Genomic DNA, 24,633 nt, shown 5'->3' on the forward strand with positions numbered 1-24,633 from the left:
CCATCGGCGGGCGCCCGCGTCGGTCCACCGGCAGAGGAACCCGCCCCATGCTCAAGTCCATCAAGGTGCGCGACTACATGACGCGCCACCTGTTGACATTCAGGTCCGACACCGACCTTTTCCTGGCCATCGACCGACTGCTGGAACACCGGATATCCGGCGCTCCCGTGGTGGATTCCCAGGGCCACCTGATCGGCATGATCTCCGACGGCGACTGCCTGCGTGGCATTCTCTCCGGCGCGTATTTCGACGCCGTCGGCGGCAACGTCAGTAGTTACATGTCCACCCAGGTCGAGAGTGTTTCCCCCGAGACCGACATCATCGAAGTCTGCCAGCGCTTCCTGCGTGACAAGCGCCGGCGCTTCCCGGTGGTGGAAGAGGGCGTGCTGGTCGGCCAGATCAGTCGCCGCGATGTCTTGCGTGCGGTGAAGGCCTTCGCCCAGCACGAGCCAGAACAACCCCCGGAAGTCTGAGGACCCTGTCATGGCCGACCCGCGTGACCGCGCCACTTCCACCCCGCCGCCTACGCTTGGCGAAGGCTGTGTCCGGCGCTATGACCCGGACGAGTTGAGCGAAGAGAACGGCACCGAGTTTCCCGGGGCCGTCGAGTTGTGGCGCAAGGTGCAGGAAGAGGAAGAAAAGAAAAAGGCGCCCTAGGGCGCCTTCTTTCATTGTGCTGGGTTGTGTATGGGCAGGCATGTCGCCTGCTTGGCGAATGAATTTGCCCCTGCAAGGATCAGCCCATCCCACACGAGCAAGCACCTGCCGTCAGATCCGGAAACTCCCCACCAGCTGCTGCAGCCGTGCGGCCTGCTGGTCCAGGTCGGCGCAGGCACGCAGGGTGGCCTGGAGGTTTTCCACGCCTTCCTGGTTGAGGGTGTTGATCTCGGTGATGTCCATGTTCAGCGAGTCGACCACGGCGGTCTGTTCCTCGGTGGCGGTGGCCACCGACTGGTTCATGCCGTCGATCTCGCCGATGCGCTGGGTCACGCTGCCCAGTCGCTCGCCGGCCTGGTTGGCGATTTCCACGCTCTGCTCGCTGTAGCGCTGGCTCTCGGTCATGGTGGTGACCGCTTCGCGGGCGCCGACCTGCAGTTCCTCGATCATCTGCTGGATTTCCTGCGCCGATTCCTGGGTGCGGTGGGCCAGGTTGCGCACCTCGTCGGCCACCACGGCGAAGCCGCGGCCGGCTTCCCCGGCGCGGGCGGCCTCGATGGCGGCGTTGAGCGCCAGCAGGTTGGTCTGCTCGGAGATGCCCTTGATCACCTCGAGGATCTGGCCGATGTTCACCGTCTTGCTGTTCAGCGTCTCGATGTTGCCGCAGGAAGCGCGGATCTTCCCGGACAGCTCGTTCATCGCGACGATGGTGCGTTCCACCACCTGGCGACCGTCTTCGGCGAGGGTGCGGGCGGAGGAGGCCTGGTGCGAGGCATCGGCGGCGTTGCGGGCGATTTCCTGGGCGGCAGCGCCCAGTTCGTTGATCGCGGCGGCGACGCTGTTGGTGCGGTTGGCCTGCTCGTCGGAGTTGCTCATGGACGAGTTGGAGGCGTTCAGCACCAGCTTGGCCACCTGATTCACCTGATTGGTGGCTGAGGACACCTCGCGGATGGAGCCGTGGATACGCTCGACGAAACGGTTGAAGGCGCTGGCCAGTTCGCCGAATTCATCCTGGGTATGGATCGCCAGGCGGCGAGTCAGGTCGCCTTCTCCCTGGGCGATGTCCTGCATGGCGCGCCCCATGGTGTGCAGCGGCTGCATCAGGACGCGGATCAGCATGCCCAGCAGGATCATGATGATCACCACGGCAATCACAGTGGCAATGATGGCCGAGGCGCGGAACTCACTGAGCATGCTGTAGGCCTTGCCCTTGTCCACCGATACGCCGATGTACCAGTTCACCGACGGCAGGCCCTTCACCGGAGCGAAGGTGAGGATGCGCGTGGTGCCGTCCACGTCGACTTCGCTGAAGCCGGTGCTGATGGCAGGAGTGTTCTGCGGGTAGATGTCCCGCAGGCTCTTCATCACCATGTCCTTGTTCGGGTGCACCAGGATCTTGCCGTCGGCGCTGACCAGGAAGGCGTAGCCCATGCCGTCGAAGTCCAGGGCGTTGATGATCTGCACCAGCGTCTGCAGGCTCAGGTCACCGCCGGCGACGCCGTGGGACTGCACCGGCGTGGCGATGGTCATGATCAGCTGGCCGGTCGCCGCGTCCACATAGGGCTCGGTGAGGGTGGTGCCGCCGGCGCTCTTGGCGCCCTGGTACCACGGGCGGGTGCGCGGGTCGTAGCCTTCGGGCATGGCACTGTCCGGGCGCATGGTGAACTGCCCGTCCTGGGTACCGAAGTAGGTGAAGGCGAAGGTGGAGCTCAGGGCACGCTGTTGCAGCAGGGTGGGTACGGCGTCGGCAGATGGGTTGGCGGCAAGGGATTCGGCAACGCTTTCAACCAGCAGAATCCGGCCCGAGAGCCAGTTCTGGATATTGCTGGCGGTTACATCGCCCATCTCTTGCAGATAGTTTTCCAGGTCGTCACGGAGCGCATTCCTTTGCAAGTAATCGTTGTACAGGGTGAACAGCGAGAAAGCTGCAATTACCACCAGGGAGGCGGCGAGCAGAATCTTGTGGCTGAACCGCAGGTTTTTGATCATGTTTGCTTGCGTCCGGTTGGGTCAGGCACCAGTCTTCATGGCACGCGAGTGCTGGAAAAACTGAGTAGAAACGTCGGTTTATATATCGGCGGGATTCGATGAAAGCTTTAACTCGAGGAGTGCAAAATGCCTGAACCCCGGTCCTTGGCGCTTGGCGCTGATCCGCAGGGCAACGCCGTCGCCCAGGCGATGAAACTGGCCAATCGCCATGGCCTGATCGCCGGTGCTACCGGCACCGGCAAGACGGTGACCCTGCAGCACCTGGCGGAGGCCTTCAGCGATGCCGGCGTGGCGGTGTTCGCGGCGGATATCAAGGGTGATCTTTGCGGCCTTGGCGCGGCGGGAAACCCGCAGGGCAAGGTGGCCGAACGCATCGCTTCCATGCCCTGGCTGGGCCACCGGCCCCAGGCCTACCCGGTCACCCTCTGGGACGTTGCCGGACAGACCGGCCATCCGCTGCGTACCACGCTCAGCGAAATGGGGCCGCTGCTGCTGGGCAACCTGCTGGAGCTGACCGACAGCCAGCAGGCCGCGCTCTACGCCGCCTTCCAGGTAGCCGACCGCGAAGGCCTGCTGCTGCTCGACCTGAAGGACCTCAAGGCGCTGCTCAACCACCTCAAGGATCATCCGGAGCTGCTGGGAGAAGACCGCGCCCTGTTCGCCGGCGCCTCCGCCCAGGCCCTGCTGCGGCGCCTGGCCACCCTGGAGCAGCAGGGCGCCGAGTCGCTGTTCGGTGAACCGGCGCTGCAACTGGAAGACATCCTCCAGCCCGACCGCGACGGCCGTGGCCGCATCCATCTGCTGGATGCCAGCCGCCTGGTCCATGAAGCGCCCAAGGTCTACGCCACTTTCCTGCTCTGGCTGCTGGCGGAGCTCTTCGAGCAACTGCCCGAACGCGGCGATGCCGACAAGCCGGTGCTGGCGCTGTTCTTCGACGAGGCGCACCTGCTCTTCAGCGGTACCCCGAAGGCATTGCAGGAGCGACTGGAGCAGGTGGTGCGGTTGATCCGTTCCAAAGGGGTTGGCGTCTACTTCGTCACCCAGTCCCCCAGCGACCTGCCCGATGACGTGCTGGCCCAGCTCGGCCTGCGCATCCAGCACGGCCTGCGCGCCTTCACCGCAAAGGAGCAGAAGTCCCTGCGCGCGGTGGCCGATGGTTTCCGTCCCAACCCGGCGTTCGACACCCTGACTGTCCTCACCGAACTGGGAATCGGCGAAGCCCTGGTGGGCACCCTGGAAGAGAAGGGCACCCCGGCCATGGTCCAGCGCGTGGCCATCGCTCCACCGCAGTCGCGCATCGGCCCGCTGAACGACAGCGAGCGCGTCGCACTGGTGCGCAGCTCGCCCCAGGCAGGGCGTTACGACAAGCCCATCGACCGTGAGTCCGCCTATGAAATGCTCACGGCCCGAGCGGCCCGGGCGCCCGTCGAAGAACCCGAGCAGAAGAGCGGCAAGGCCGAGGCCAGCCAGCCCGGGATGGGCGACCTGGCCGGTGAGCTGCTGGGCACCTTTGCCAGCCAGGCGATGAAGACGGCCGTACGCCAGGCCGCCAACCAGCTTGGCCGACAGCTCGTGCGTGGGTTGATGGGGTCTTTGCTGGGAGGCAGCAAGCGCCGTTGAGGCGCGGCTAACTCTGCAGGGTTGATTTCAATCGACTTGCAGGCCGAAGGTCTGCCCTGCGGTTTAACCGTGGCAGCTTCGCCGTCCTTGGCGAATGAATCCGCCCCTACAGAAAATCAGGAACGAAGAAGGGCGCCCGAAGGCGCCCTTTTTCATGCTCGTCCGAATCAGACGATGAAGGTGATGGCCAGCCAGAAGAGGGCGGCGGACAACAGGATGGTGGTCGGGAGGGTGAGTACCCAGGCCATCAGGATGTTGCGCACGGTGCCGCCCTGCAGGCCGCTCTTGTTGGCGACCATGGTGCCGGCGACGCCGGAGGACAGCACGTGGGTGGTGGACACCGGCAGGCTGTAGACGTTGGCCAGGCCGATGGCGCAGGCGGCGGTGATCTGAGCGCTCATGCCCTGCGCGTAGGTCATGCCGTGCTTGCCGATCTTTTCACCGACGGTGCGTACCACACGCTTCCAGCCGACCATGGTGCCAATGCCGAGCGCCAGGGCGACGGCCAGGATCACCCAGAACGGGGCGTATTCGGTGGTGGCGGTCAGGTCCTTGCGCAGTTTCTCCAGGTCGGCCTTCTCGCGGGCCGGCAGTTCGGAGAGCTTGCCCACCTTCTTCGCGGTGTCGTCCAGGCAGAGCAGGTAGCGACGGGCTTCGACGCGGCGCTCTTCGCTCAGGTCCTTGTAGTTGGAGACGCCGTCGAGGGTCTTCAGCAGGGCGGCGATGGTCGGCTCGGTCTGCTTCGGATCGCAGCGATAGAGTTCCGGCATGTCGCTGCCGTTGCTCTTGCCCAGGGCCAGCATCTCGCCAAGGGTATCGGTGTGGCGCTGGTAGAACTGGCTCAGGTGGATAGCGGCGTCGCGGGTACGCTCGATCTGGTAGGTGGTGCTGTTGAGGTCCAGCACGAACTTGGCCGGAACGATGCCGATCAGCACCAGCATGATCAGGCCGATGCCTTTCTGGCCGTCGTTGGAACCGTGCACGAAGCTCACCGCCATGGCGGAGATCACCAGCACCAGGCGGTTCCAGAAGGGCGGATGCTTCTTCTCATCCAGTTCCTTACGGGTTTCCGGGGTCTTGTGCATCTTCGACAGCGGATACATCCACTTCAGGCCGATCAGCAGCAGGGCTGCGACCATGAAGCCGGCGGCCGGGGAGAAGATCAGCGACAGGCCGATGTCGATGGCCTTGCCCCAGTTCACGCCTTCGGCCAGCGGCACGTCGGTGAGCAGGGCGTTGGCCAGGCCGACGCCGAGGATGGAGCCGATCAGGGTATGGGAGCTGGAGGCCGGGATGCCGAAGTACCAGGTGCCCAGGTTCCAGGCGATGGCCGCGGTCAGGAGGCTGAACACCATGGCCAGGCCATGGCCGGTATTGACGTTGATCAGCAGCTCCACCGGCAGCAGGTGGACGATGGCATAAGCCACGCCGACGCCGCCCAGCAGCACGCCAAGGAAGTTGAAGATCCCCGAAAGGATCACCGCCCGGTAGGGCGACATGGCCTTGGTGTAGATGACAGTGGCTACCGCGTTGGCGGTGTCATGGAAGCCGTTGATGAACTCGAAGGTCAGGACGAATGCCAGGGCGAGACAGAGGCTCAGCACCAGCCAGGCATCTAGCCCGCTGAAGAGATCGAACATGAAAGTTTTGTGACTGAGGTCATGAAGGGGCCGCGATTATGCCAGAAAACCGGTCGTCGCCCAGTCCCCGACGCCGAGCGGTTTCCGACATTCCCTACTGAAGTTGTCGCAAATCAATACGAACGAATCTCCCGGCGAGCGGGGTGCGACAATCTGTCAGGGTTCCTCTCGCAGCTCTTTCTCGATCTTTTCCAACTCTCTTTCGAAGCTCTTGTCGAGCAGGCTGGGTTTTTTGCGCCAGGGCTTGCGTTCTGGGTCCCTTTGCGCGGCATAGGTAGTGATTTCGCCGCCGTATACGTCCTTGTAACGTTGCGCCTGGCGCTCGAGTTCGGCGCGCAGTTCGTCTTTCGTCACGTGGTTATTCCGTCTTTTTGATCAATGGTCTTCAGCTGGAACGGGCGAACTAGAGGCGTTGGCCCCCGTGGCGTCGGTCGCCCGTTCGAGGCCGTTGGTTCGGCCTTCTTGTGGGACAAAGTTCAGTTATCGCAACTAAACGGGGCTTTCTTACGCACTGCAGAAAGTCCCTGCGAAAATTCCGGGATTGGAAGTCTATTTCCCTGAAAACCCCGAAAGAACGTTGCGAAGTATAACAAGGAATCGGGAAAGCTCCATTACAGAGAAATCCCGAGAGCCCGAACGATATCTACTCTACGAATGTCAGGAGTTACCCAGAAGAGACCGGATAATCCTGCCAAGAGTTTCCATCGCCTGTTCGCTGGAGTTGCTCCAGGGATGACCAAAGTTGAGACGGGCGCAATGACCGAAACGTCGTGTGGCGGAAAAGATCGGCCCCGGAGCGATGCTGATGCCCTGCGCCAGGGCGAGCTGGAACAGGCGCAACGAGTCCACCTGCTCGGGGAATTCCAGCCAGAGGAAGTAGCCCCCTTCGGGGCGGCTGACGCGGGTTTCTTCGGGGAAATGGCGCGCCACGGCAGCGAGCATGGCGTTGCGCTGGCTCTCCAGGGCATAGCGCAGTTTGCGCAGGTGGCGGTCGTAGCCGCCGTGCTGCAGGTAGTCGGCGATGGCGGCCTGGGCCGGTACTGAAGCCGAGATGCTGGTCATCAGCTTCAGCCGCTCGATCTGCCCGGCGAAGCGCCCGCCGGCGACCCAGCCCACCCGGTAGCCGGGTGCCAGGCTCTTGGAGAAGGAACTGCAATGCATTACCAGGCCTTCGCTGTCGAAGGCCTTGACCGGTTTGGGTGCGTGCTGGCCGAAGTACAGTTCGGCGTAGACATCGTCCTCGATCATCGGCACCTGGTGTTTTGCCAGCAGCGCGGCCAGTTGGCGTTTCTTGTCTTCCGAGAGGCTCGCTCCCAGAGGATTCTGGAAGTTGCTCATGAACCAGCAGGCCTTGATCGGCAGTCGCTCCAGGCTGTCTTCCAGCACCTGCAGGTCGATGCCATCGCGTGGGTGCACCGGAATTTCCACCGCCTTCAGCTTCAGGCGTTCCAGTACCTGCAGGCTGGCGTAGAAGGCAGGCGCTTCGATGGCCACCAGGTCACCAGGACGGGCAACCACCTGCAGGCAGAGGTTGAGGGCCTCCAGCGCGCCGTTGCAGATCACCAGTTCCTCGATGGGCAGCGGCAGGCCGCCGACCATGTAGCGCAGGGCGATCTGCCGGCGCAGGGCATGGTTGCCCGGCGTCATGTCGGCCACTGTGGAGCGAGGGTCCATTTCCCGAACCGCGTGGGCCATGGAGCGTGCCAGGCGTTGCAGGGGGAAGAGTTCCGGGCTGGGGAAGGCCGAGCCGAAGGGCACGGTGTCCGGGTCCTTGATGGAGCTCAGCACCGAGAACACCAGTTCGCTGACATCCACCTCGGTGGTGGCCGCTTCCCGTGGTCCCGGCTGGGGCTCGGGCAAGGGCCGGCGCACGTGTTCGCAGACGAAGTAGCCGGAGCGGGCGCGGGCGATGATCAGCCCGCGGCTTTCCAGCAGGTAGTAAGCCTGGAACACGGTGGAAGCGCTGACACCGTAGGTGCGGCTGGCGTGCCGCACCGAGGGTACTTTCTGACCCGGGGCCAGCACTCCGGTGCGGATCAGTTCGGCGATCTCGTCGGCGAATTTCTCGTAGCGCTTCATCTTTTCCTGGTTGGGCAGCGGCAAGGCGGTGCCCAACTCTAAGCGCTCGGCGCGAACGCCGCCATGATCCCGGCCCATGCTTCAGCGTCTCGGGCTGACGAAGGTGCTGCCGGCGCTGACCTCGGTTTCCGGTTCATCCAGGCTGCGCACCACGAAGCGCAGCGGACGGGAACCGGCGGGGCCGCCGTCGTCGGTGAGCGCCACCGATACCGGCAGGGAGAGGATCTCGCCGGCACCGACGCTGACCTCGTGCTCGCCCTGGAGGCGGAAGCCGGGGGCTTGCTCCAGTTCCACCGCGTAACGCTGGTCGCGCTGGGTCTTGTTGATCAGTTTGAGGTTGTAGATGTTCTCGATCTCGCCGGCGGCGTTCTCGCGGAACATGCCACGGTCCTTGATCACGTCGACCGACAGCTGCGGACGGGTGGCACCCAGCCAGGCCAGTGCGAGGATCATCAGCACCAGAGCGATGGCGTAGCCGATCAGTCGTGGGCGCAGCAGACGGGTCTTGCCGCCTTCCAGTGCGCGTTCCGAGCTGTAGCCCACCAGGCCACGGGCATAGCCCATGCGGTCCATGATCGAGTCACAGGCATCGATGCAGGCGGCGCAGCCGATGCAGGCGATCTGCAGGCCATCGCGGATGTCGATGCCGGTGGGGCAGACCTGCACGCACATCTGGCAGTCGATGCAGTCGCCCAGGCCCTGGGCCTTCGGGTCGCTGCCCTTCTTGCGCGGGCCACGGGATTCGCCGCGGGGGGCGTCGTAGGAAACGATCAGGGTGTCCTTGTCGAACATCACGCTCTGGAAGCGGGCGTACGGGCACATGTGGATACACACCTGCTCGCGCATCCAGCCTGCATTTATATAGGTGGCCCCGGCGAAGAAGATCACCCAGAACAGCGCGGTGCCGCCGATTTCCCAGGTGGCCAGGTTCGCCACCAGGTCACGTACCGGGGTGAAGTAGCCGACGAAGGTGATGGCGGTGGCCAGGCTGATGGCCAGCCAGAGGAAGTGCTTGGCGGAGCGGCGCAGCAGCTTGTCAACGCTCCAGGGGGCGGCCGCCAGCTTGATGCGCTGGTTGCGGTCACCCTCGGTGACTTGCTCGCACCACATGAACATCCAGGTCCAGACGCTCTGCGGGCAGGTGTAGCCGCACCAGACGCGGCCGGCGAACACCGTGATGAAGAACAGGCCGAAGGCGCAGATGATCAGCAAACCCGACAGCAGGATGAAATCCTGGGGCCAGAAGGTGGCGCCGAAGATGTAGAACTTGCTTTCTTCCAGGCTCCAGAGCACCGACTGGCGACCGTCCCAGTCGAGCCAGAGGGTGCCGAAGAAGAGCAGGCACAGAAGGCCCGCACCGAGGCGGCGCAGGTCGCGGAAGAGGCCGGTGAAGCGGCGGGTGTGGATAGGTCCGCTGGAGGCGGAAAGGGGTTTGCTGGCTATTGGGGGCAGGCTGGGAGTCACCTCGATGACCTGCGCCGGAATTCTCTCGCTCATGATCAGTGCCCATCAGGCTGTTACGGCGAGACGGACTATAGGAAGGCACTGATCGGCAAAACAGATTCAGATCAGACACCAAAAACCATATCAGATGAGCCGTGATGGGCCGCCAGGCCGCAACACGCATGGCGTGGGCACCTGGCGGTGGAATCCATGACAGCTGTGCGGCATCTGGTCGCGGGTCGTTGGGCGAGGCAGCCAGCTCTGATCCGGTCAGACGTGCCGCAGCACAGCGATCAGCGCAACATCGAGCCTATGGTGGCCACCGGCATGATGCAGGTGGGGTATGCGGGCGGACAGTACTGGGTCGCGGCCAGGGGCTGCGGCAGGGGACGCATCAGCGCTGCGGTGTAGGCAGCACCGAAGGCGCAGACGGCAACGGCGAGGCACAGCTTTTCTCTTATTGTCATGGTCATTCCTCTGCAATGGAGGGACATCTTGTTGTGAAGCAAGACTAGGAACTGCTGCGACAAGCCGCCTCGTCCGAATGGACTAGATTCGGGACGACCTGCTGAGTGCCATGAACAGCGCGGCAATGGCGCGGGCTTCCTGCAGCTCTCCCGACGCCACCAGGGCCGGCAGCTGTGACAGGGGGACCTGCATGACCTCCAGGGGTTCCGGCTCATCGCCCGTGGCGATGCAGGGCTGCAGGTCCTCGGCCAGCACCACGCGGCAGCTATGGCACAGGTGTCCGGGCGCCAGGGTCAGCGTGCCCAGTTCACGGAGGCGACCGGCGCGCAGGCCGACTTCTTCCATCAGTTCGCGATTGGCCGCCTGCAGCGTGGTTTCCCCGGGTTCGACCCCACCCTTGGGCAGGCCCAGCACCCGCTGCTCCACGCCGACGGCGTACTCGCGCACCAGCAGAACGTGCTGTGGATCGGCCAGGGCCACTACCAGCACCGATTCATAGCCGGAGCCGCGCAGGCGCTCGTAGACCCGCTGCTGACCGTTGGCGAATTCCAGGTGCAGGGCTTCGATCTGGAACCAGTCGCTCCTGGCGCGCAGTTCGGTCTTGAGGATGGTGGGCAGGCTGCGCATGGCGGGCTCCCGTGGCGGTTCCGCAAGAGGGTCGCGCGCATCGGGATGCGGGGCATCGTCTGGATGGACTACGTCGTGGAGCCAGAGCCTGCGGGTGACGCTGCAGGAGCCAGCTTGCTGGCGAACGGACGCGCGCAATGGGTGTTCGCGAGCAAGCTCGCTCCTACGGAAGGGCGTGGGACAGACCGATCACCCCAGCGTCGCCACGCTGCGCAGGATCAGCCGCACCAGCATGGTCTGCCGGGTCACCCCGGTCTTGGAGAAGGTGGAACGCAGGTGGGCCCGTGCGGTGTTGCGGCTGATGCCCAGGGCGTCGGACGCTTCGTCCAGGGTCAGGCCGTTGGCCAGCAGCATGGCCAGCTGGGCCTCGGCCGGGGTCAGGTCGAACAATGCCTTGACGATTTCCTGGGGCGCGCTGGATTCCTGTTCCGGGTCGCTGATGAAAATCACCACCGATGGGCATTGCTTGCCCTCGTTCCAGGCCGACAGCGGCACCGAGCGCACGATGATGCCGAGATCCGCCTTGCCCGACGGCCGTTGCACCCGCAGGGCTTCCACGACCGAGGGCAGGTTGTTCTTCTGGGATTGCAGGGCCTGCTTCACCAGGCGGCGGAATTCCTGGGTATCCCGCGGGTTACCCACCTGCAGGCCTTCGTTGACCAGCTTCAGGCCGTCCTTGTCCTGCAGCAGTCGCTCGGCCACACGGTTGGTCTGCAGCACCTTGCCGTCCTCGTCGAGGATGATGGTGCCCACCGCCAACTGGTCCACCGCGCCGGCGTAGAGGTTGCGCTCGGTCTCGATGCGGTTCAGCTGCATATGGATCTTGATGGAGCGTTCCAGGTGCGGGATGAACTGCGCCACCAGCGCCTTGTCGTTCTCGGTGAACTCCGGGTCCTCGCGGCCGCGGCTGACGCGGATGCGGCACTGGGCGCCGTCGCTGGTGCGGATGTCCGCGCCGAGGATGTGGAACACCCCCACCGGCTCCAGGAAGCTCTTGAAGAACTCCGATTCTTCCCATTCCGTGCGCGAGAGGAACTCCGCGTTGGTGACCACCTGTCGGTTGGGCAGGTCGACGAAGGGGTCGAGGGCGAAGAAGTACTTGTTGTAGGACGCCGTGACCTCAGAAGAGCTGCCGGTGGTGTTGACCATCAGGCCTTCGGCGTGCTCGCTCGGCGGCCGCAGGATGAAGGTGACGTACTTGCTCTGCAGGTACATGTTCAGCTGGTTGAGAAAGGTTGCCCACGGGATGTCTTCCAGCGGCCCCTGGTAGAGGTTGCCGAGCATCCCGCTGAATTCTTCGAGCGTGAGATTGTGTGCCATGTCTGAACCGCTTTTTATTTTTGTAGGGAGCTACTTACAGACTAACGGGATGTTTCATCAAGTCCGGTCGTCTTCCGCTGATCGGGAGACGACCGGTCCCGTTGCCGGTGTCAGGCCGGTTCAGTGACGTCCAGTACAACGAAGGAGCGGGGTTCGGCGATGCCGGAAGGCACGTCGGCGATGTCGGTGTAGAACTGGTCGTACCACTTGCGCAGCTGGTAGACCGGACCGTCGCCGTCACACAGCAACGGGTTGTCGACGCGGGTCTTGCTGTGCCAGATGGCCACGTCCTCGTAGAAGGCGTCCTGGGCCTGCTTCACGTAGGCCCTGGCCATCTCGCGGTTCTGCTCGTCGGTCAGGCCCGGGACCTTCTTCACCAGCACGCCGTAACGCAGGGTGAAGCTGTCGAGGTCGATGGGCACGTGGCAGTTGAGCAGGATCGAATGGATCGGCATGCCGCCCATGGCACCGGTCATTTCGGTGATCTGGTAGGCCGGACCGTAGTAGGTGGCCACGGTGGTCAGCTCGTCGTCGCCGGACAACCGTGCGCTCTTGCCACGCATCACCTGCACGGCCATATGGGCCTCGAAGGTGTTGCTGAAGTGGTTGAGGTCGGTGCCGTGTACCGAATCGAAGTGCGCCATGTCGGCGACGTTGTCGATCAGCTCGCGGCAGTTGGTGTCGATCTTCAGCTCGGCCACTTCCCACTCCGCCCACTCGTCGCTGAAGCAGGCATCGATGCGTGGAATGGCCTGCTCCTCGATCGGCGGGTTGCCTTCCGGGTCGTTCCAGACGAACAGCAGATTGTTCTGCTCGGAAACCGGCCAGGACTTGATCTTCGCCCGCGGCGGAATGCGCTTGGCGTAGGGGATGTCGTCGCAGATGCCGTCGGCGCGCCAGCGCCATTCGTGGAAGGGGCAGCGGATCGCGTCGCCCTCGACGCAACCCTGGCTCAGGTCGGCCCCCATGTGCGGGCAGTAGCCATCGAGGATGCGGATCTGCCCGTCCTCTCCGGCGAAGGCCACCAGGCGGGTGCCGAATACATCCAGTCGGTGGGCCTTGCCGTCACGGTACTGGCTGGCCAGGCCCAGGCAGTGCCAGCCACGCGCGTAACGGGGCTCCAGCTGCTTGGCTTCGATGCGGTGCAGGGTACTCATCTTGTTCTTCTCCCATCGGGGTTCTGGAGGGCTGCATCCGATTCAGGCAGACCGTTGCAGCGCGTGCACCGACCGGATTCTGCGGTGCCAGCATTTCCCGGCATCGTCTGATCGGACGATGGCCCCGGCTGGCGCCACGGTTCTACTGCGCGGAAGAACAACAAAAGGGAGCGCCCAAGGGTGATCCACATACTCGATGAGATTCCGCTCGCCCCCGCGCGCCTTGCGCCGGTGCTGGAGGCCCTGGACCAGCTTTACCTGCCGGCTTGCGCCGCCCGTGGCCTGACCCTGGAGCGGCGCTGGGTGTCGCCACCCGTGGAGATTCCCGGACAGGTGAACACCCTCTGGCTGCTCTGGCAGGTGGCCGACGTCTGGGCCTACTACGCCATGCGCAGTGGTGCGGGCGAGGAAGTCCGCGCCTTCTGGGACCAGGTGGAATCGCACGGCGAAGGCCGTCGCCGTCACGTGCTCGGCCCGGCCGGGCTGCCACTGGAGGCGCCCCATGTGGAGTGAAACCCTGCAACTGACGCTGTCCGCCGATAGCGATCCTTCCGTCCTGGACTCTCTGCTGCGTGAGCGCCTGCAGGCACTGCCCGACCTGCTGTACCTGGGGTTCGGCCAGAACCTGCCGGGCAGTTGGGGCGCCGCCGATTGCACCCTCGACCTGCTGTTTGCGGAGTCGCCCCCTGTCGCCCTGGACGACATCCTCAGCCACCTGCCGGGCATCGCCGGATTCCAGCGCATCCCGTACCAGCGCATCGGTGGCGGGCTCAGAGAACCGGCCCTGACCGGCGGTGCCTGGCGCACGCTGCTGCTGCGGGTACGCCCGCAGGCAATGGAGCAGCGCGCAGCACTGGAGCAGGACCTTCTGCGGATGCCCGGCTACATGCCGGGCATCCGCAACTGGCAATTGTCGCGGGTGACGTCCCCGTCGCCCTGGACTCACGTCTGGCAGCAGGAGTTCGCCCGGGTCGAGGACCTGCTGGGCGAATACCTCAGCCATCCCTATCACTGGGCCTGGGTGGACCGCTGGTTCGACCCCGATTGCCCGGACTGGGCGGTGGACGCCATCGCCCATGCCTTCTGTCCCTTCCAGCAGAGCCTGCTGGCTCGGGCCGCCGAATTCTCAGAAAGCTGACCTGGAGACACGCATGCGTGCAGTGGTGATCGAACGCCTCGGCGGAGCCGAAGTCCTGCAACTCAAGGAACTGGAACGTCCACAACCCGGCCCCGGCGAAGTGCTGGTGCAAGTGGTGTGTGCCGGGGTGAACCCGGCGGACTGGAAATGCCGCGAGGGCTACCTGGGTGCCTTCCTCGACTATCGCTTTCCCTTCGTCCTCGGCTTCGACCTGGCTGGAACCGTAGTCGCGTTGGGCGAGGGCGTGGACGACCTGCCGCTGGGCAGCCGGGTGTTCGCCCAGAGCGATGTCGGCGCCGGCAAGTGGGGCTCCTACGCCGAGTACGCCTGCGTCTCCCGTGCCTCCCTGGTGGCGATGCCGGAGAACCTCGACTTCGCCGCTGCCGCCGCTGTGCCGACGCCAGCACTGGCGGCCTGGACCGGCCTGCTCGAAGAGGGCGCCCTGCGTCCCGGCCAGACCGTGCTGGTGCATGGCGGCGGCAGTGCGGTGGGTGGATTCGCCATTCAGTTCGCCCGCTGTGCCGGTGCGCGCATCGCCACCACCTGTAGCGCCGATAACGCCGGCCAGGCCAAGGCCTCGGGCGCCGAACTCGCCATCGATTACCGTGCCGGCGATATCCACGGGGCCCTGCGCCGCTGGGCTCCGGAGGGCGTAGACCTGGTGCTCGACTGCATCGGTGGGGGCAGCCTGCCGAACGGGCTCGACCTGTTGCGGCCGGGCGGCGCTCTGGTCGCCATCCTCACCCTGGCCCCGGGCGATGCCGGTCCCGATCACGCCGAGGCGGCCCGACGCGGCCTGCGCACGGCGGTGGCCTACAGCCGCATGCCCAGCGGTGAATTGCTCGGCCGCATCGCCAGCCTGCTGGCCGCCGGCCGGGTACGGCCACCCGCGCTGGACCTGCTGCCCCTGAGCGACGTGGCCAGCGCCCACGATCGGCTCCAGCACGGGCACGCGCGACGTAAACAGGTGCTGCAAGTCGCTGGCTGACCTGCAGCCTCGTCCGCTCGGACGATGGAGTGGCGAGCCGGAGCCGCTCTACTGGCGGCCACTACAACAAGAGGCAGGAGCGTCAGCCATGCGAATCGAACAGGGCCAGGTGGCGGTGATCACCGGTGCGGCAGGCGGCATAGGCCGCGGCCTGGCGGAAGAAGGGGGGGCGAGGGGATTGCGCCTGGTACTGACCGACGTCGATGGGCAGCGCCTGTCGGCCCTCACCGAACAACTGCAAGGGCTGGGCGTGACGGTCGTGAGCCAGGTGGCCGACGTGAGCGATGCGGCCCAGGTGGATGCCCTGCGAGATCTGGCGGTGGAGCGCTTCGGCGGCGTCGACCTGCTGTTCAACAACGCCGGCGTCCTGCAGACCGGTTTCAGTTGGGAGATCGGCGCCGACCGCTGGCAGCGCCTGCTGGATATCAACCTTGGTGGCGTGATCAACGGCATCCGCAGCTTCATCCCGCTGTTGCTCGGCCAGCAACGCCCGGCCCAGGTGGTCAACACCGCCTCCCTCGCCGGCCTGGTGTGCAGCCCCATGCTCGGCCCCTACACCGTCAGCAAGCAGGCGGTGGTGGCCCTGTCCGAAACCCTCCACTACGAACTGGCCGTGCTCCAGGCCCAGGTGAGCGTGGCCGTGCTCTGCCCGGGCCCGGTGGCCAGCGACATCATGAACTCCAACCAGGCCGCCGGTGCCGCCACCGGCCCGCTCGACGTACTGCTCGACAGCAGCATCCGCCAGGGCATGGAGCCGCGCGAACTGGCCCGTGAAGTCTTCGCCGGCATCGAGGTGGGACGTTTCTGGCTGCTGCCCCACAAGAACTTCAAGCCGGCGCTGGAACGGCGCCTCACCAGCATCCTCGATGAGACCAATCCGGTCTTCCAGATGGCCGACGCATAAGGAGCGCCAGCATGTCACTCGACCCCCAGATCGCCGCCGTGCTCCAGCAATTCAGCGGCATGCCGAAGCCGGACTACAGCCAGCTCGACCCCGTGCAGTACCGGCAGTTCTGCGACAACCTGATGCCGCCGATTCCCGGCGAGCGCCTGTTCGAGGTGCGCAACCTCAAGCTGGCCGGTGCCGAGGGTGAACTGGATGCGCGCCTCTACCGCCCCGAAGACCGCGACGACCTGCCGTTGCTGGTGTTCTTCCACGGCGGCGGTTTCGTCATCGGCAACATCGACACCCACGACAACCTCTGCCGCAGCCTGGCGCGCCAGTGCAATGCCGTGGTGGTTTCGGTGGCCTACCGCCTGGCGCCGGAGAGCCGCTTCCCGGCAGCGCCCCACGACTGCTACCGGGCCACCTGCGACCTGGTGGAGCGCGCACGCGAGCTTGGCTTCGATGCCAGTCGCCTGGCCGTGGCGGGGGACAGCGCCGGTGGCAACCTGGCCATTGCCGTGAGCCGCCTGGCGCAGATCCGCAAGGTCCCGCGTATCGCCTACCAGTGCCTGTTCTATCCGGCCACCGATGCCCGCTGCGGCAGCGCGTCCCACGAAGCCTTTGCCGACGGTTACTTCCTGACGCGTGAACAGATGCGCTGGTTCTGGAGCCAGTACCTGCCCCGCGCCGAGCTGGTCGACGACGCCCTGGCCTCGCCCCTGCGTGCCGAAGACCTGACCGGCCTTCCGGCCACCACCCTGATCAGCGCTGAATACGATCCGCTGCGCGACGAAGGTGAAGCCTTCGCCAAGCGTCTGCAGCAGGCTGGCGTCCAGGTCCGCCTGGAGCGCTGCGAGGGCATGATCCACGGCTTCATCAGCATGGCCGCGTTCGTTGGCAAGGCCCAGTCCGCGCTGGAAGCGGCGGCTGCCGACCTGCGCCAGGCATTGAACTGAGGAAATGAAAATGGACAGCCCGCAGCGACTGATCGAAGCCATGGCCAGCGGCGCCATGCTGGTGGTGACCGACGATGATGGGGAAGGCGAAGGCTCGCTGGTGATCGCCGCCGGCCAGGCCGACGCCGCCGCCATCAACTTCATGGCCCGCGAGGCGCGCGGGCTGATCTGCCTCGCCCTGACCGAGGAGCGCTGCAAGGCTCTGGGCCTGGAACTCATGGTGCCCAACTCGCGGGCCCGCCACGGAATGGGCTTCACCCTGTCCATCGAAGCGCGCAGCGGGGTGTCCACCGGTATTTCCGCTGCCGACCGCGCCCGCACTATCGCGGTCGCCGTGGATCCGGCCAGCAGCGCCGCCGACCTCGTCCAGCCCGGCCACATCTTCCCCCTGCGTGCCCAGCCTGGCGGCGTGATGCAGAGGGCCGGCCATGTGGAGGCGGCTTGCGATCTCGCTCGGCTCGCCGGCCTGATGCCGGCAGCCGTGCTGGTCAGTATTCTCGACGAGCAGGGCGAACCGGCTCGTGGCCAGGCGCTGCGCGACTTCGCCCTGCGCCACGGCCTGCCTGTGGGCAGCGTGGCCGACCTGATCCACTACCGCATCCTGCATGAAGGCACCATCCGCCGCTCCGGCGAATACCCCATTCACACCCGCCACGGTGAGTTCCGCGTCATCACCTACCTGGACGACTATCAGGGGCAACTGCATCTGGCCCTGGTACGCGGTGAAGTCCGCCGCGACCGGCCCACACTGGTGCGGGTACAGGCCGCGGAGACCCTGCGCGATCTGCTCGACAGCCACCCGAACCAGTGGAACCTCGACCGCTCCCTGGCGAAGGTGGTGGAGGAGGGCGCAGGCGTGGTAGTGCTGCTGGCGCACCAGGAAACCCCGGCGACGGTGATCGAGCAGCTCCAGCAAGGCTCGCAGAAGCCGCGTCCGCCCAGCTTCCCGCAGCGCACGTTGGGCGTCGGCGCGCAGATCCTGCGCGATGTCGGTGTGCGCAAGATGCGCCTGTTGAGTTTCCCGGTCAGCTACAAGGCGGTGTCCGGCTTCGAGTTGGAAGTCGCTGAATTCGTCCCCTTCGATGCACGGGAGCCGGCATGAACCCGCAACTGGATACCCTGCTGCAGCCGGCTCGCCTGGCCGGCCTTCAACTGCGCAACCGCCTGATCAAGACCGCCACCTTCGAAGGCATGTGCCCCGGCGGGATACCGGGCGATGACCTGATCAACCATCACGCCGCCATGGCCCGAGGTGGTGTCGGCCTGACCACGGTGGCCTATTGCGGTGTCTCTCCGGATGGCCTGACCTTCCCGGACCAGATGTGGATGCATGCCGGCATCCTCCCGCAGTTGCAGCGCCTGACCGCAGCGGTGCATGCCGAGGGTGGTGCCATCTCCGCCCAGCTCGCCCACTGTGGCTACTTCAGCCGCAATCGCCCGCACAACATTCCACGGCCACGCGGCCCCAGCGCCTGCATCAACCAGTACGGGCTGTTCTCCGGCATTCCCTTCGGCGGCGCCATGGGCATCGCCGACATCGGCCGCACGGTTGCGGAATATGTCGCTGCGGCGAGCCTGGTACGTGACGCTGGGTTCGATGCCATCGAAATCCACATGGGGCACGGCTACCTGCTCAGCCAGTTCATCTCCCCGGCGCTGAACAAGCGTCGCGACCCCTATGGCGGCTCCCTGGAAAACCGCATGCGCCTGCCGCTGCAGGTGCTGGCGGCAGTGCGCGGTGCCGTGGGACCGGATTTCCCTATCCTGGCCAAGCTCAATCTGAGCGATGGGTTCAAGGGCGGCCTGGACATAGAGGACGCCTGCCTGGCCGCGCGATTGCTGGAGCAGGCAGGGCTGGACGCCATCGTCATGAGCGGCGGGCTGGTCAGCCGCACGCCGATGTTCCTCTTCCGTGGTGACAGCCCGTTGCCGCAGATGGTGCCGCTGGAGAAGAACCCGCTGCAGCGCACGGCGATGAAATGGTTCGGCGGCGCGAGCTTCCCGGACCTGCCGTTCGAGGAGCTCTACTTCCTCGAACTGGCCCGGCAGATGCGCCGGGCGGTGTCCATGCCCCTGGTGTATCTGGGCGGCGTGGCCAGCGCCGAGGGCATGGTGCGAGCGGTGAACGAAGGCTTCGACTTCCTCGCCCTGGGGCGCGCCTTGCTCAATGACCCGCACCTGCCGCAACGCCTTCAGCACGAAGGCGCGACCTGGCGCAGCGACTGCACCCACTGCAACCAGTGCGTAGCCAGCATGGGGCTGCCTGGCGGGATTCGCTGCGTGCTGAACCAGCCGGTGGTGTTTGCCTAGCTCGAATGCTCTTGTGGGAGCGAATTTATTCGCGAAGCAGAGCACAGCTCTGCCTCAGGGATTTGGGGCCGCTTCGCGGCCTTTCGCGAATGAATTCGCTCCTACAGGCGTTATCCATAACAACAAGGAACTCCCATGACTCGTGAAGCATTCCCCGAAGGCGTCGCCCTGGTAGTGGGCGGCAGTGGTGGCATGGGCCAGGCGATCTGCGAGCGCCTGGCCGAGGCAGGGAGTGATGTCGTGCTCACCTACCACCGCAATGCCGAGCGGGCGCAATCCGTGGTCGGCGCGGTGATGGAACGCGGTCGACGCGCCGAGGCGGTGCAATTGACCCTGGGCGACGAAGCGGGCGTTGCCGCGACGCTGAAGGCGCTCAGCGCTGGCCGGCGCATCCATACCCTGGTGATCGCCTCCGGTTCGGACATCAGCCAGCCGCGCATCGGTGATCTCGACCTGGCGCAGTGGAAGCGGGTGATCGACGCCGACCTCAATGGATTCCTCAACCTGGTGCTGTGCCTGCTGCCGCATATGCGCGAGCAGGGCGGTGGTTCGATCGTGCATATCAGCTCCGCCGGGCTGTTCCGCTGGCCGGAGGGCGATGTGCTTTCCGTGGCACCCAAGGCCGCCATCGAATCGCTGATCCAGGGCATCGCCAAGGAGGAGGGCCGCCACCGAATCCGCGCCAACAGCGTGGCCATCGGCGTGATCGACGCCGGCATCTTCCACCGCCTCTGGGCCGACGGCACCTTCGACGAGCAGTGGAAGGATGCGGTGCAGGCCAAGCTCTGCATCAAACGCTGGGGCATGGCGGAGGAGGTGGCCGAAGCAGTGGCTTTCCTCGCCTCCAATCGTGCCGGTTACACCACCGGCCAGATACTGGCAGTGGATGGGGGATACGGCGTCTGACGCACAAGGCGTGGGGTTCACCCGAACTCCGCTGGTGGATGTAAAAGGCGACATCCACCCTACACGCCAGGCGTGGCTCTTCGTAGGTTGGGCAGAGCGCAGCGAAGCCCAACATGGCGTGGTATCAGGTCGGCACCGTTGGGCTTCGCGTAGCTCGGCCACAACCTACGGTCGCACAAAAAAAGCCCCGCATTCGCGGGGCTCTTTTTTAAACCCTGAAAGCTTAGGGTTGCACGCCACCCAGCATCAGCTTCGCCTGCGCCTGGACCAGCGGCGAGGCGGTGTAGTTGCCGTCGATGGGGGTGATCACCGCCTTGCCGAGGGACAGCTGGTAGGCGTCGCCCTGCTTCTGTTCTGCGGTGGGGGCGGGCGGGGGAACGAGGTTCACCCGTACCACGCCGTCAGCACCCTGCTGTGGCTGGAAGACCACGTTGCCCCAGTCGCTGATGGGCGCGAAGGCCACGCCTGTCACTTCACCCGACTCCAGTGCCGGGTAGTTGATGTTCAGCCCGGTGTTGCCCGGCAGGCCGATCACGTTGGTTTCGCAGTAGGGCTTGGCCTTGCCGTGGCTCTTGTCGCAGATGCGCTTGGCTTCGGCGCCGATGGCGGCGGCGCGGTTGATCACGCGGACGGCGAAACGTGCGGTGTCGTCCATGGCGTTGAGGGTTTTCTGGTAGCCGGCCTGCGGGTTCTGCGCGATCAGCTGCAGGTCGATGGCGGTGGACACGGCCACCGCCGGCACGCCCTTGAACATGGCGCGGACTGCTGCGTTCACGGTGCCGGACATCTGCGTCAGCGGGCCGACGTTGTCGCCGAAGTTGGTGCCGGAGACCACCAGGTCCGGGCGGTTGTCCTTGAGCAGCAGGTCGAGGCCGACGTTCACCGCGTCCACCGGAGTGCCGATGGCGGAAGTCTTGCCGGCCGGCGGGGTGTAGCCGGCGGGAGCGCCGACGCAGTACTTGTCCTGGGCCAACTGGGTAATGGCCACAGCCTGGCCGGGCACCACGACGCTGGCGGCGCCGATGCCGCTGCTGTCGTTCTGCGGCCCTACCAGGGTCACCTGATGGCCGGCGGCGACCAGTGCCTGGTACACGGCGTCGATGCCTGGAGCGCGGCAGCCGTCGTCGTTGGTCAGGAGAATGTTCAAGGCACTGGCCTGGAGCGAAATGGACAGGGCGGCCAGGCTGATGGCGGATTTCAACAGTGTGTGCGTCATCTCGTTTCCTCTATCGGAAGAAGGGAACCTTGGGTCGACTGCTGGCTGAACTAAGGCGGGTTGCAGCGGGACACAAAAAAGCGAGGCCCGGGGGCCTCGCTCGATGAGGGCGCTTATTTGCCCAGCTTTCGCAGGTTGGCGACGGAGAAGTAGTCAGCTTCGTAATCGCTGTTGTTCAGCTTCGCCGGCGGCTTGCCGTTGAGCAGGCGGTCGGTCAGGTAGGAGCCAGCGATCAGGTCGTGGAAGATCGCGACCCGGGCCTGGAAGCCTTGCAGGTCGTAGGCGTAGACCGTGGTCTGCATGTTGCTGCGCCAGAGCTGGCCCTTGCCGTCGTAGTTGTCGGCCAGTACGGCGATCCAGGAGTCCTCGTCGATGTAGAGCACGCGCTTACCGTAGATGTGACGCTTGCCGGGCTTGAGCGTGGCCTCCAGGACCCAGACACGGTGCGGCTCATAACGCATGTACTCGGGGTTGACGTGGCCGTTGGTGGAAAGCAGGTTGTCGAGCTTCAGGCTCGGGTCGTCCAGCTTGTAGTTGTTGTACGGGATGTAGATTTCCTTCTTGCCTACCAGTTTCCACTCGTAGCGGTCCGGGGCGCCGTTGAACAGGCGGTCCTCGTCCATTACGCGGAAGCCACCGGCGCCGAACGGGGTGTCATAGGCAACGGTCGGCGCGCGCCGCACCCGGCGATTACCCGGCAGGTACTGCCAGGACTGCGACGGCGAGGCGATCGGGTCGGTAAAGGTATGGGCGAGGATGATCTCGCCTTTTTTGCGGGTCGGCTCCAGGGTCTGGACCAGGGCGAAGGCCTGCTGGCCACCGAAGGTTTCCACGGATTCCTTGGGCGAGTCCCATACCGAGAGGATCTTGTAGTCCATGGACTCCAGCGAGCGGGTGCCATTGGAGAGGGTCAGCGCCATGGTGTAGATGGCGTCTTCCTTCCAGGCACGGGCCGGCAGGTTGAGGTTCCACATCAGCTCGTAGCCGTTCTTCGGGATCGGGAAGGGCGAGGCGCCGATGGCGTTGATCACGCCGTTGCCGTCGCTGACCAACTCGGCACTGGTGGCGTTGGCGAGGGTGCGCTGCAGGACCCGGTCGGAGTAGCGGAAGTCGCGATGGCTCGGATAAACCGGGATCTTGAATGTGCTCTTGTAGCGCTGGAACAGTGCCTTCTGACCTTCGGTGAGCTTGTCGGCGTACTGCGCCATGTTATCGGCGGTGATCACGAACAGCGGCTTCTCACCGGCATAGGGGTCGCCATAGCCGGTGCCTGTACCTGCGTAGTTGACCTGGGGCGGAGCCCCCAGCCACTTGCCGCTCCAGGCAGGAATGCTCCCATCGGAGTTGCCGGCCTTTTCTGCCCCCATGGGGGTGAGGTCGTCGCCCAGGCGTTTGGCCTCTTCCGGGGTGACCTTGGCCAGGACTTGAGTGCTGGCGAGAGCGGCGGCGAGAACGCCGGCCAGGAGCGGGGTCTTGTTGTTGAGTTGCATCATGAGTCTCCTGCGGCAGTGGATCAGAAGCTGTACTTGACGTTGATTCCGAAGTTGTCGCGGTCCGCGAAGGGGGTGTCGCCGGCATCGCCGAGGAAGGCGTTGTAGCGAGCTTCCACTGTGAAGTTGTTGAGGTAGCGCCAGGTGGTGCCAACGCCCAGGCGATGGTCACCTTCACCCATGCCGAAGGTGCCCGGAATGGAAGAGTCGCCTCCCAGGTTCTGGCTGAAGATCAGGGGCACGGTCAGGTCCCAGCCGTTGAAGATGTTCAGGTACTCCAGGGACAGGTTGAGGGTGTAGCCCCAGGAGCTCTTGTCGAAATACAGCTTGTCGGTGTCCGGCGTGACCAGCGGGAAGGCACCGCCGAGACCATCCGGAACGAAGGCGGTGAAGCTGGGTGCCTTGTCGTTGTCGAGCACCTCGTTGTAGCCCACCTCGCCAGTCAGGGTGGCGTTGTCGGCGAAGGGCGTGGTGCCGATGGAGTGGATGAACGACACCTGCGCCTGCATGGTTTCGGCGCGTACCGGATGCGGTACCAGGCCGGTATCCACCAGCACCGGTTGACCGTCGCGATAGCTCACCTCGCCGCTGATGTTGGTGTCGCCGACCACGGTGGAGAAGCTCGCGCCGTAGAGGTCGATGTCCTCGAAGTAGTTCACCCGGTAGTTGGCGGTGTTCCAGTCGGTGAGGAAGTCGATCTGCGGCGCCTTGTCATGGAAGCGCACGTAGTAGAGACCGAACTCGGTGTTGTTCAGCGATTCCGCGACGTAGTTCAGCGCCACGCCATACTGGCCGCTGTCACTGGGGTTGTCGTCGTGCAGGCGGCGGGTGATGCCGAAGGCATCGGTGAAGCCGCCTTCATCGATCTGGTCGGAAACGGAGAAGAAGCTACCGACGCCATCGATCTCTGTTTTCTTCCACTCGTACTGGTAGTACGCCTGGAGGCTCAGCGCGTCGGTCAGGTCGATCTGGCCGAACACCTGGCCCACCGGCAGGAAGAGTTCCTTGAGTTCCACACCCGGAGTGTTGGCCTTGGTGGCATCCACCGGGGCCATGGCACCGGAAATGCCGTTGCCGATGAACAGGCTCTCGCCCCAGCTCACCACCTGGTCGCCAACGCGCAGGTTGAGGTTGTGGCCGCCCAGGTCCCAGGCGCCGTAGACGTAGTGGTCCAGCAGGCGCAGATCATGACCGTGCTGGTCGATGGTGCCGTGAGGGAAGTGGTTGGCTTGCGAACACTGGCCGCCGGCGACGCAGTTGGAAGTGCCGGTGCCATTGTCGTTGCTGCGGTTGTAGACGTCGTCGTAGAACCCGCTGGCACGCACGAACAGGCCGAAGTCCTCCTTCCAGTTGAAGTTGGCCTCGGTGAGGAAGCTGGAGCGGTTGGTGATCAGGCTGCCCTTGTCGAAGGCGTTGTTGCCATCGTCGATGTTGGCGATAACCGGGTTCGGGAAGCCATTGGACAGTGCATGGTCACGGGACTCGGTACGCCAGGCGAGGGCGTAGGTGAGGGTGGTGTCCCAGGAAATCTTCAGGTCATCGTTGGGCTGGAAAGCCAGCGCGTGGCTCTGCCCTGCCTGGCCAAGGGCGAGCCCCATGCAGGCAATGCGGATCGCGGAGTGAAGCGGCGCAAGGGGATGACCCTTTCTTGTTCTTATCATGATGTCGCTCTCGGCGTGTCTGGGCACAGCTCGGTCCGCCAGGCCCAAGATTGAGTTGAGTGTGGCGGGCTGACTATGTGGT

Annotated in this window: 23 protein-coding genes; 11 read left to right on the plus strand and 12 right to left on the minus strand. The window is 65.0% G+C overall.

The window, feature by feature from the left end:
* The first annotated feature begins 47 nt into the window (after positions 1-47).
* A complete protein-coding gene (locus tag FXN65_RS05680) occupies positions 48-473 on the plus strand; it encodes a CBS domain-containing protein (RefSeq protein ID WP_151132116.1) in 426 nt (141 codons plus the stop codon).
* 10 nt (positions 474-483) lie between these two features.
* The gene (locus tag FXN65_RS27830) at positions 484-657 is read left to right on the plus strand and encodes a hypothetical protein (protein WP_178119271.1); all 174 of its coding nucleotides are present in this window, start codon (positions 484-486) and stop codon (positions 655-657) included.
* A gap of 111 nt (positions 658-768) precedes the next feature.
* Here the strand turns inward: FXN65_RS27830 and FXN65_RS05685 are convergent, their stop codons facing one another.
* Complete coding sequence (locus FXN65_RS05685; RefSeq protein WP_151132117.1) at positions 769-2,646, minus strand: methyl-accepting chemotaxis protein; 1,878 nt, start codon at positions 2,644-2,646, stop codon at positions 769-771.
* A gap of 126 nt (positions 2,647-2,772) precedes the next feature.
* Between FXN65_RS05685 and FXN65_RS05690 the strand changes: the two genes are divergently transcribed.
* Positions 2,773-4,266 (plus strand): helicase HerA-like domain-containing protein, encoded by a 1,494-nt coding sequence (locus FXN65_RS05690; RefSeq protein WP_151132118.1) that lies wholly within the window; start codon positions 2,773-2,775, stop codon positions 4,264-4,266.
* A gap of 167 nt (positions 4,267-4,433) precedes the next feature.
* On the opposite strand, the gene FXN65_RS05695 is transcribed toward FXN65_RS05690, so the two are convergent.
* The 8 genes from FXN65_RS05695 to FXN65_RS05725 form a co-directional block, all read right to left on the minus strand.
* Positions 4,434-5,906: an inorganic phosphate transporter gene (locus tag FXN65_RS05695; RefSeq protein ID WP_151132119.1), complete on the minus strand. Its 1,473-nt coding sequence runs from the start codon at positions 5,904-5,906 to the stop codon at positions 4,434-4,436.
* 156 nt (positions 5,907-6,062) lie between these two features.
* Positions 6,063-6,260 (minus strand): hypothetical protein, encoded by a 198-nt coding sequence (locus FXN65_RS05700; RefSeq protein ID WP_151132120.1) that lies wholly within the window; start codon positions 6,258-6,260, stop codon positions 6,063-6,065.
* A gap of 303 nt (positions 6,261-6,563) precedes the next feature.
* Positions 6,564-7,985: a GntR family transcriptional regulator MpaR gene (gene mapR, locus FXN65_RS05705; protein ID WP_151138669.1), complete on the minus strand. Its 1,422-nt coding sequence runs from the start codon at positions 7,983-7,985 to the stop codon at positions 6,564-6,566.
* Positions 7,986-8,066: 81 nt separating this feature from the next.
* A complete protein-coding gene (gene ccoG, locus FXN65_RS05710) occupies positions 8,067-9,482 on the minus strand; it encodes a cytochrome c oxidase accessory protein CcoG (protein ID WP_151132121.1) in 1,416 nt (471 codons plus the stop codon).
* A 239-nt stretch (positions 9,483-9,721) separates the two neighbouring features.
* Complete coding sequence (locus FXN65_RS27835; protein WP_178119272.1) at positions 9,722-9,895, minus strand: hypothetical protein; 174 nt, start codon at positions 9,893-9,895, stop codon at positions 9,722-9,724.
* Between the two features lie 82 nt (positions 9,896-9,977).
* Positions 9,978-10,523 (minus strand): ADP compounds hydrolase NudE, encoded by a 546-nt coding sequence (nudE, locus tag FXN65_RS05715; protein WP_151132122.1) that lies wholly within the window; start codon positions 10,521-10,523, stop codon positions 9,978-9,980.
* Between the two features lie 189 nt (positions 10,524-10,712).
* A complete protein-coding gene (locus FXN65_RS05720) occupies positions 10,713-11,843 on the minus strand; it encodes a LuxR C-terminal-related transcriptional regulator (RefSeq protein WP_151132123.1) in 1,131 nt (376 codons plus the stop codon).
* 110 nt (positions 11,844-11,953) lie between these two features.
* Positions 11,954-13,000: a Rieske 2Fe-2S domain-containing protein gene (locus FXN65_RS05725; protein WP_151132124.1), complete on the minus strand. Its 1,047-nt coding sequence runs from the start codon at positions 12,998-13,000 to the stop codon at positions 11,954-11,956.
* A 180-nt stretch (positions 13,001-13,180) separates the two neighbouring features.
* Here FXN65_RS05725 and FXN65_RS05730 point away from each other — a divergent pair, with 180 nt between their 5' ends.
* The 8 genes from FXN65_RS05730 to FXN65_RS05765 all read left to right on the plus strand — a co-directional run bounded on the left by FXN65_RS05730 (position 13,181) and on the right by FXN65_RS05765 (position 20,184).
* A complete protein-coding gene (locus tag FXN65_RS05730) occupies positions 13,181-13,513 on the plus strand; it encodes a hypothetical protein (protein WP_151132125.1) in 333 nt (110 codons plus the stop codon).
* A complete protein-coding gene (locus FXN65_RS05735; protein ID WP_151132126.1) occupies positions 13,503-14,138 on the plus strand; it encodes a Dabb family protein in 636 nt (211 codons plus the stop codon). The genes FXN65_RS05730 and FXN65_RS05735 overlap by 11 nt, the downstream gene beginning before the upstream one ends.
* A 13-nt stretch (positions 14,139-14,151) precedes the next feature.
* On the plus strand, positions 14,152-15,126 hold the full coding sequence (locus FXN65_RS05740) for an NADP-dependent oxidoreductase (RefSeq protein WP_151132127.1): 975 nt from the start codon (positions 14,152-14,154) through the stop codon (positions 15,124-15,126).
* 88 nt (positions 15,127-15,214) lie between these two features.
* Positions 15,215-16,030, plus strand: a complete 816-nt coding sequence (locus FXN65_RS05745; protein ID WP_151132128.1) for an SDR family NAD(P)-dependent oxidoreductase — start codon at positions 15,215-15,217, stop codon at positions 16,028-16,030.
* 11 nt (positions 16,031-16,041) lie between these two features.
* Positions 16,042-16,968 (plus strand): alpha/beta hydrolase, encoded by a 927-nt coding sequence (locus tag FXN65_RS05750; protein WP_151132129.1) that lies wholly within the window; start codon positions 16,042-16,044, stop codon positions 16,966-16,968.
* A 10-nt stretch (positions 16,969-16,978) separates the two neighbouring features.
* The gene (gene ribB, locus FXN65_RS05755; protein WP_151132130.1) at positions 16,979-18,070 is read left to right on the plus strand and encodes a 3,4-dihydroxy-2-butanone-4-phosphate synthase; all 1,092 of its coding nucleotides are present in this window, start codon (positions 16,979-16,981) and stop codon (positions 18,068-18,070) included.
* Entirely contained in the window at positions 18,067-19,278 is a 1,212-nt protein-coding gene (locus FXN65_RS05760; RefSeq protein WP_151132131.1) for an NADH:flavin oxidoreductase, read from the plus strand. The genes ribB and FXN65_RS05760 overlap by 4 nt, the downstream gene beginning before the upstream one ends.
* A gap of 135 nt (positions 19,279-19,413) precedes the next feature.
* On the plus strand, positions 19,414-20,184 hold the full coding sequence (locus FXN65_RS05765) for an SDR family NAD(P)-dependent oxidoreductase (RefSeq protein WP_151132132.1): 771 nt from the start codon (positions 19,414-19,416) through the stop codon (positions 20,182-20,184).
* 223 nt (positions 20,185-20,407) lie between these two features.
* Here FXN65_RS05765 and surE read toward each other — a convergent pair whose 3' ends face one another.
* From surE to FXN65_RS05780, 3 genes are all read right to left on the minus strand, one after another.
* Positions 20,408-21,400 (minus strand): 5'/3'-nucleotidase SurE, encoded by a 993-nt coding sequence (gene surE, locus FXN65_RS05770; RefSeq protein WP_151132133.1) that lies wholly within the window; start codon positions 21,398-21,400, stop codon positions 20,408-20,410.
* Between the two features lie 113 nt (positions 21,401-21,513).
* Positions 21,514-22,890 (minus strand): DUF1329 domain-containing protein, encoded by a 1,377-nt coding sequence (locus tag FXN65_RS05775; protein WP_151132134.1) that lies wholly within the window; start codon positions 22,888-22,890, stop codon positions 21,514-21,516.
* 23 nt (positions 22,891-22,913) lie between these two features.
* Complete coding sequence (locus FXN65_RS05780) at positions 22,914-24,551, minus strand: DUF1302 domain-containing protein (RefSeq protein WP_151132135.1); 1,638 nt, start codon at positions 24,549-24,551, stop codon at positions 22,914-22,916.
* Positions 24,552-24,633 lie beyond the last annotated feature (82 nt).

Origin of the sequence: Pseudomonas lalkuanensis (assembly GCF_008807375.1) — a bacterium.
Taxonomy (GTDB): Bacteria; Pseudomonadota; Gammaproteobacteria; order Pseudomonadales; family Pseudomonadaceae; genus Metapseudomonas; species Metapseudomonas lalkuanensis.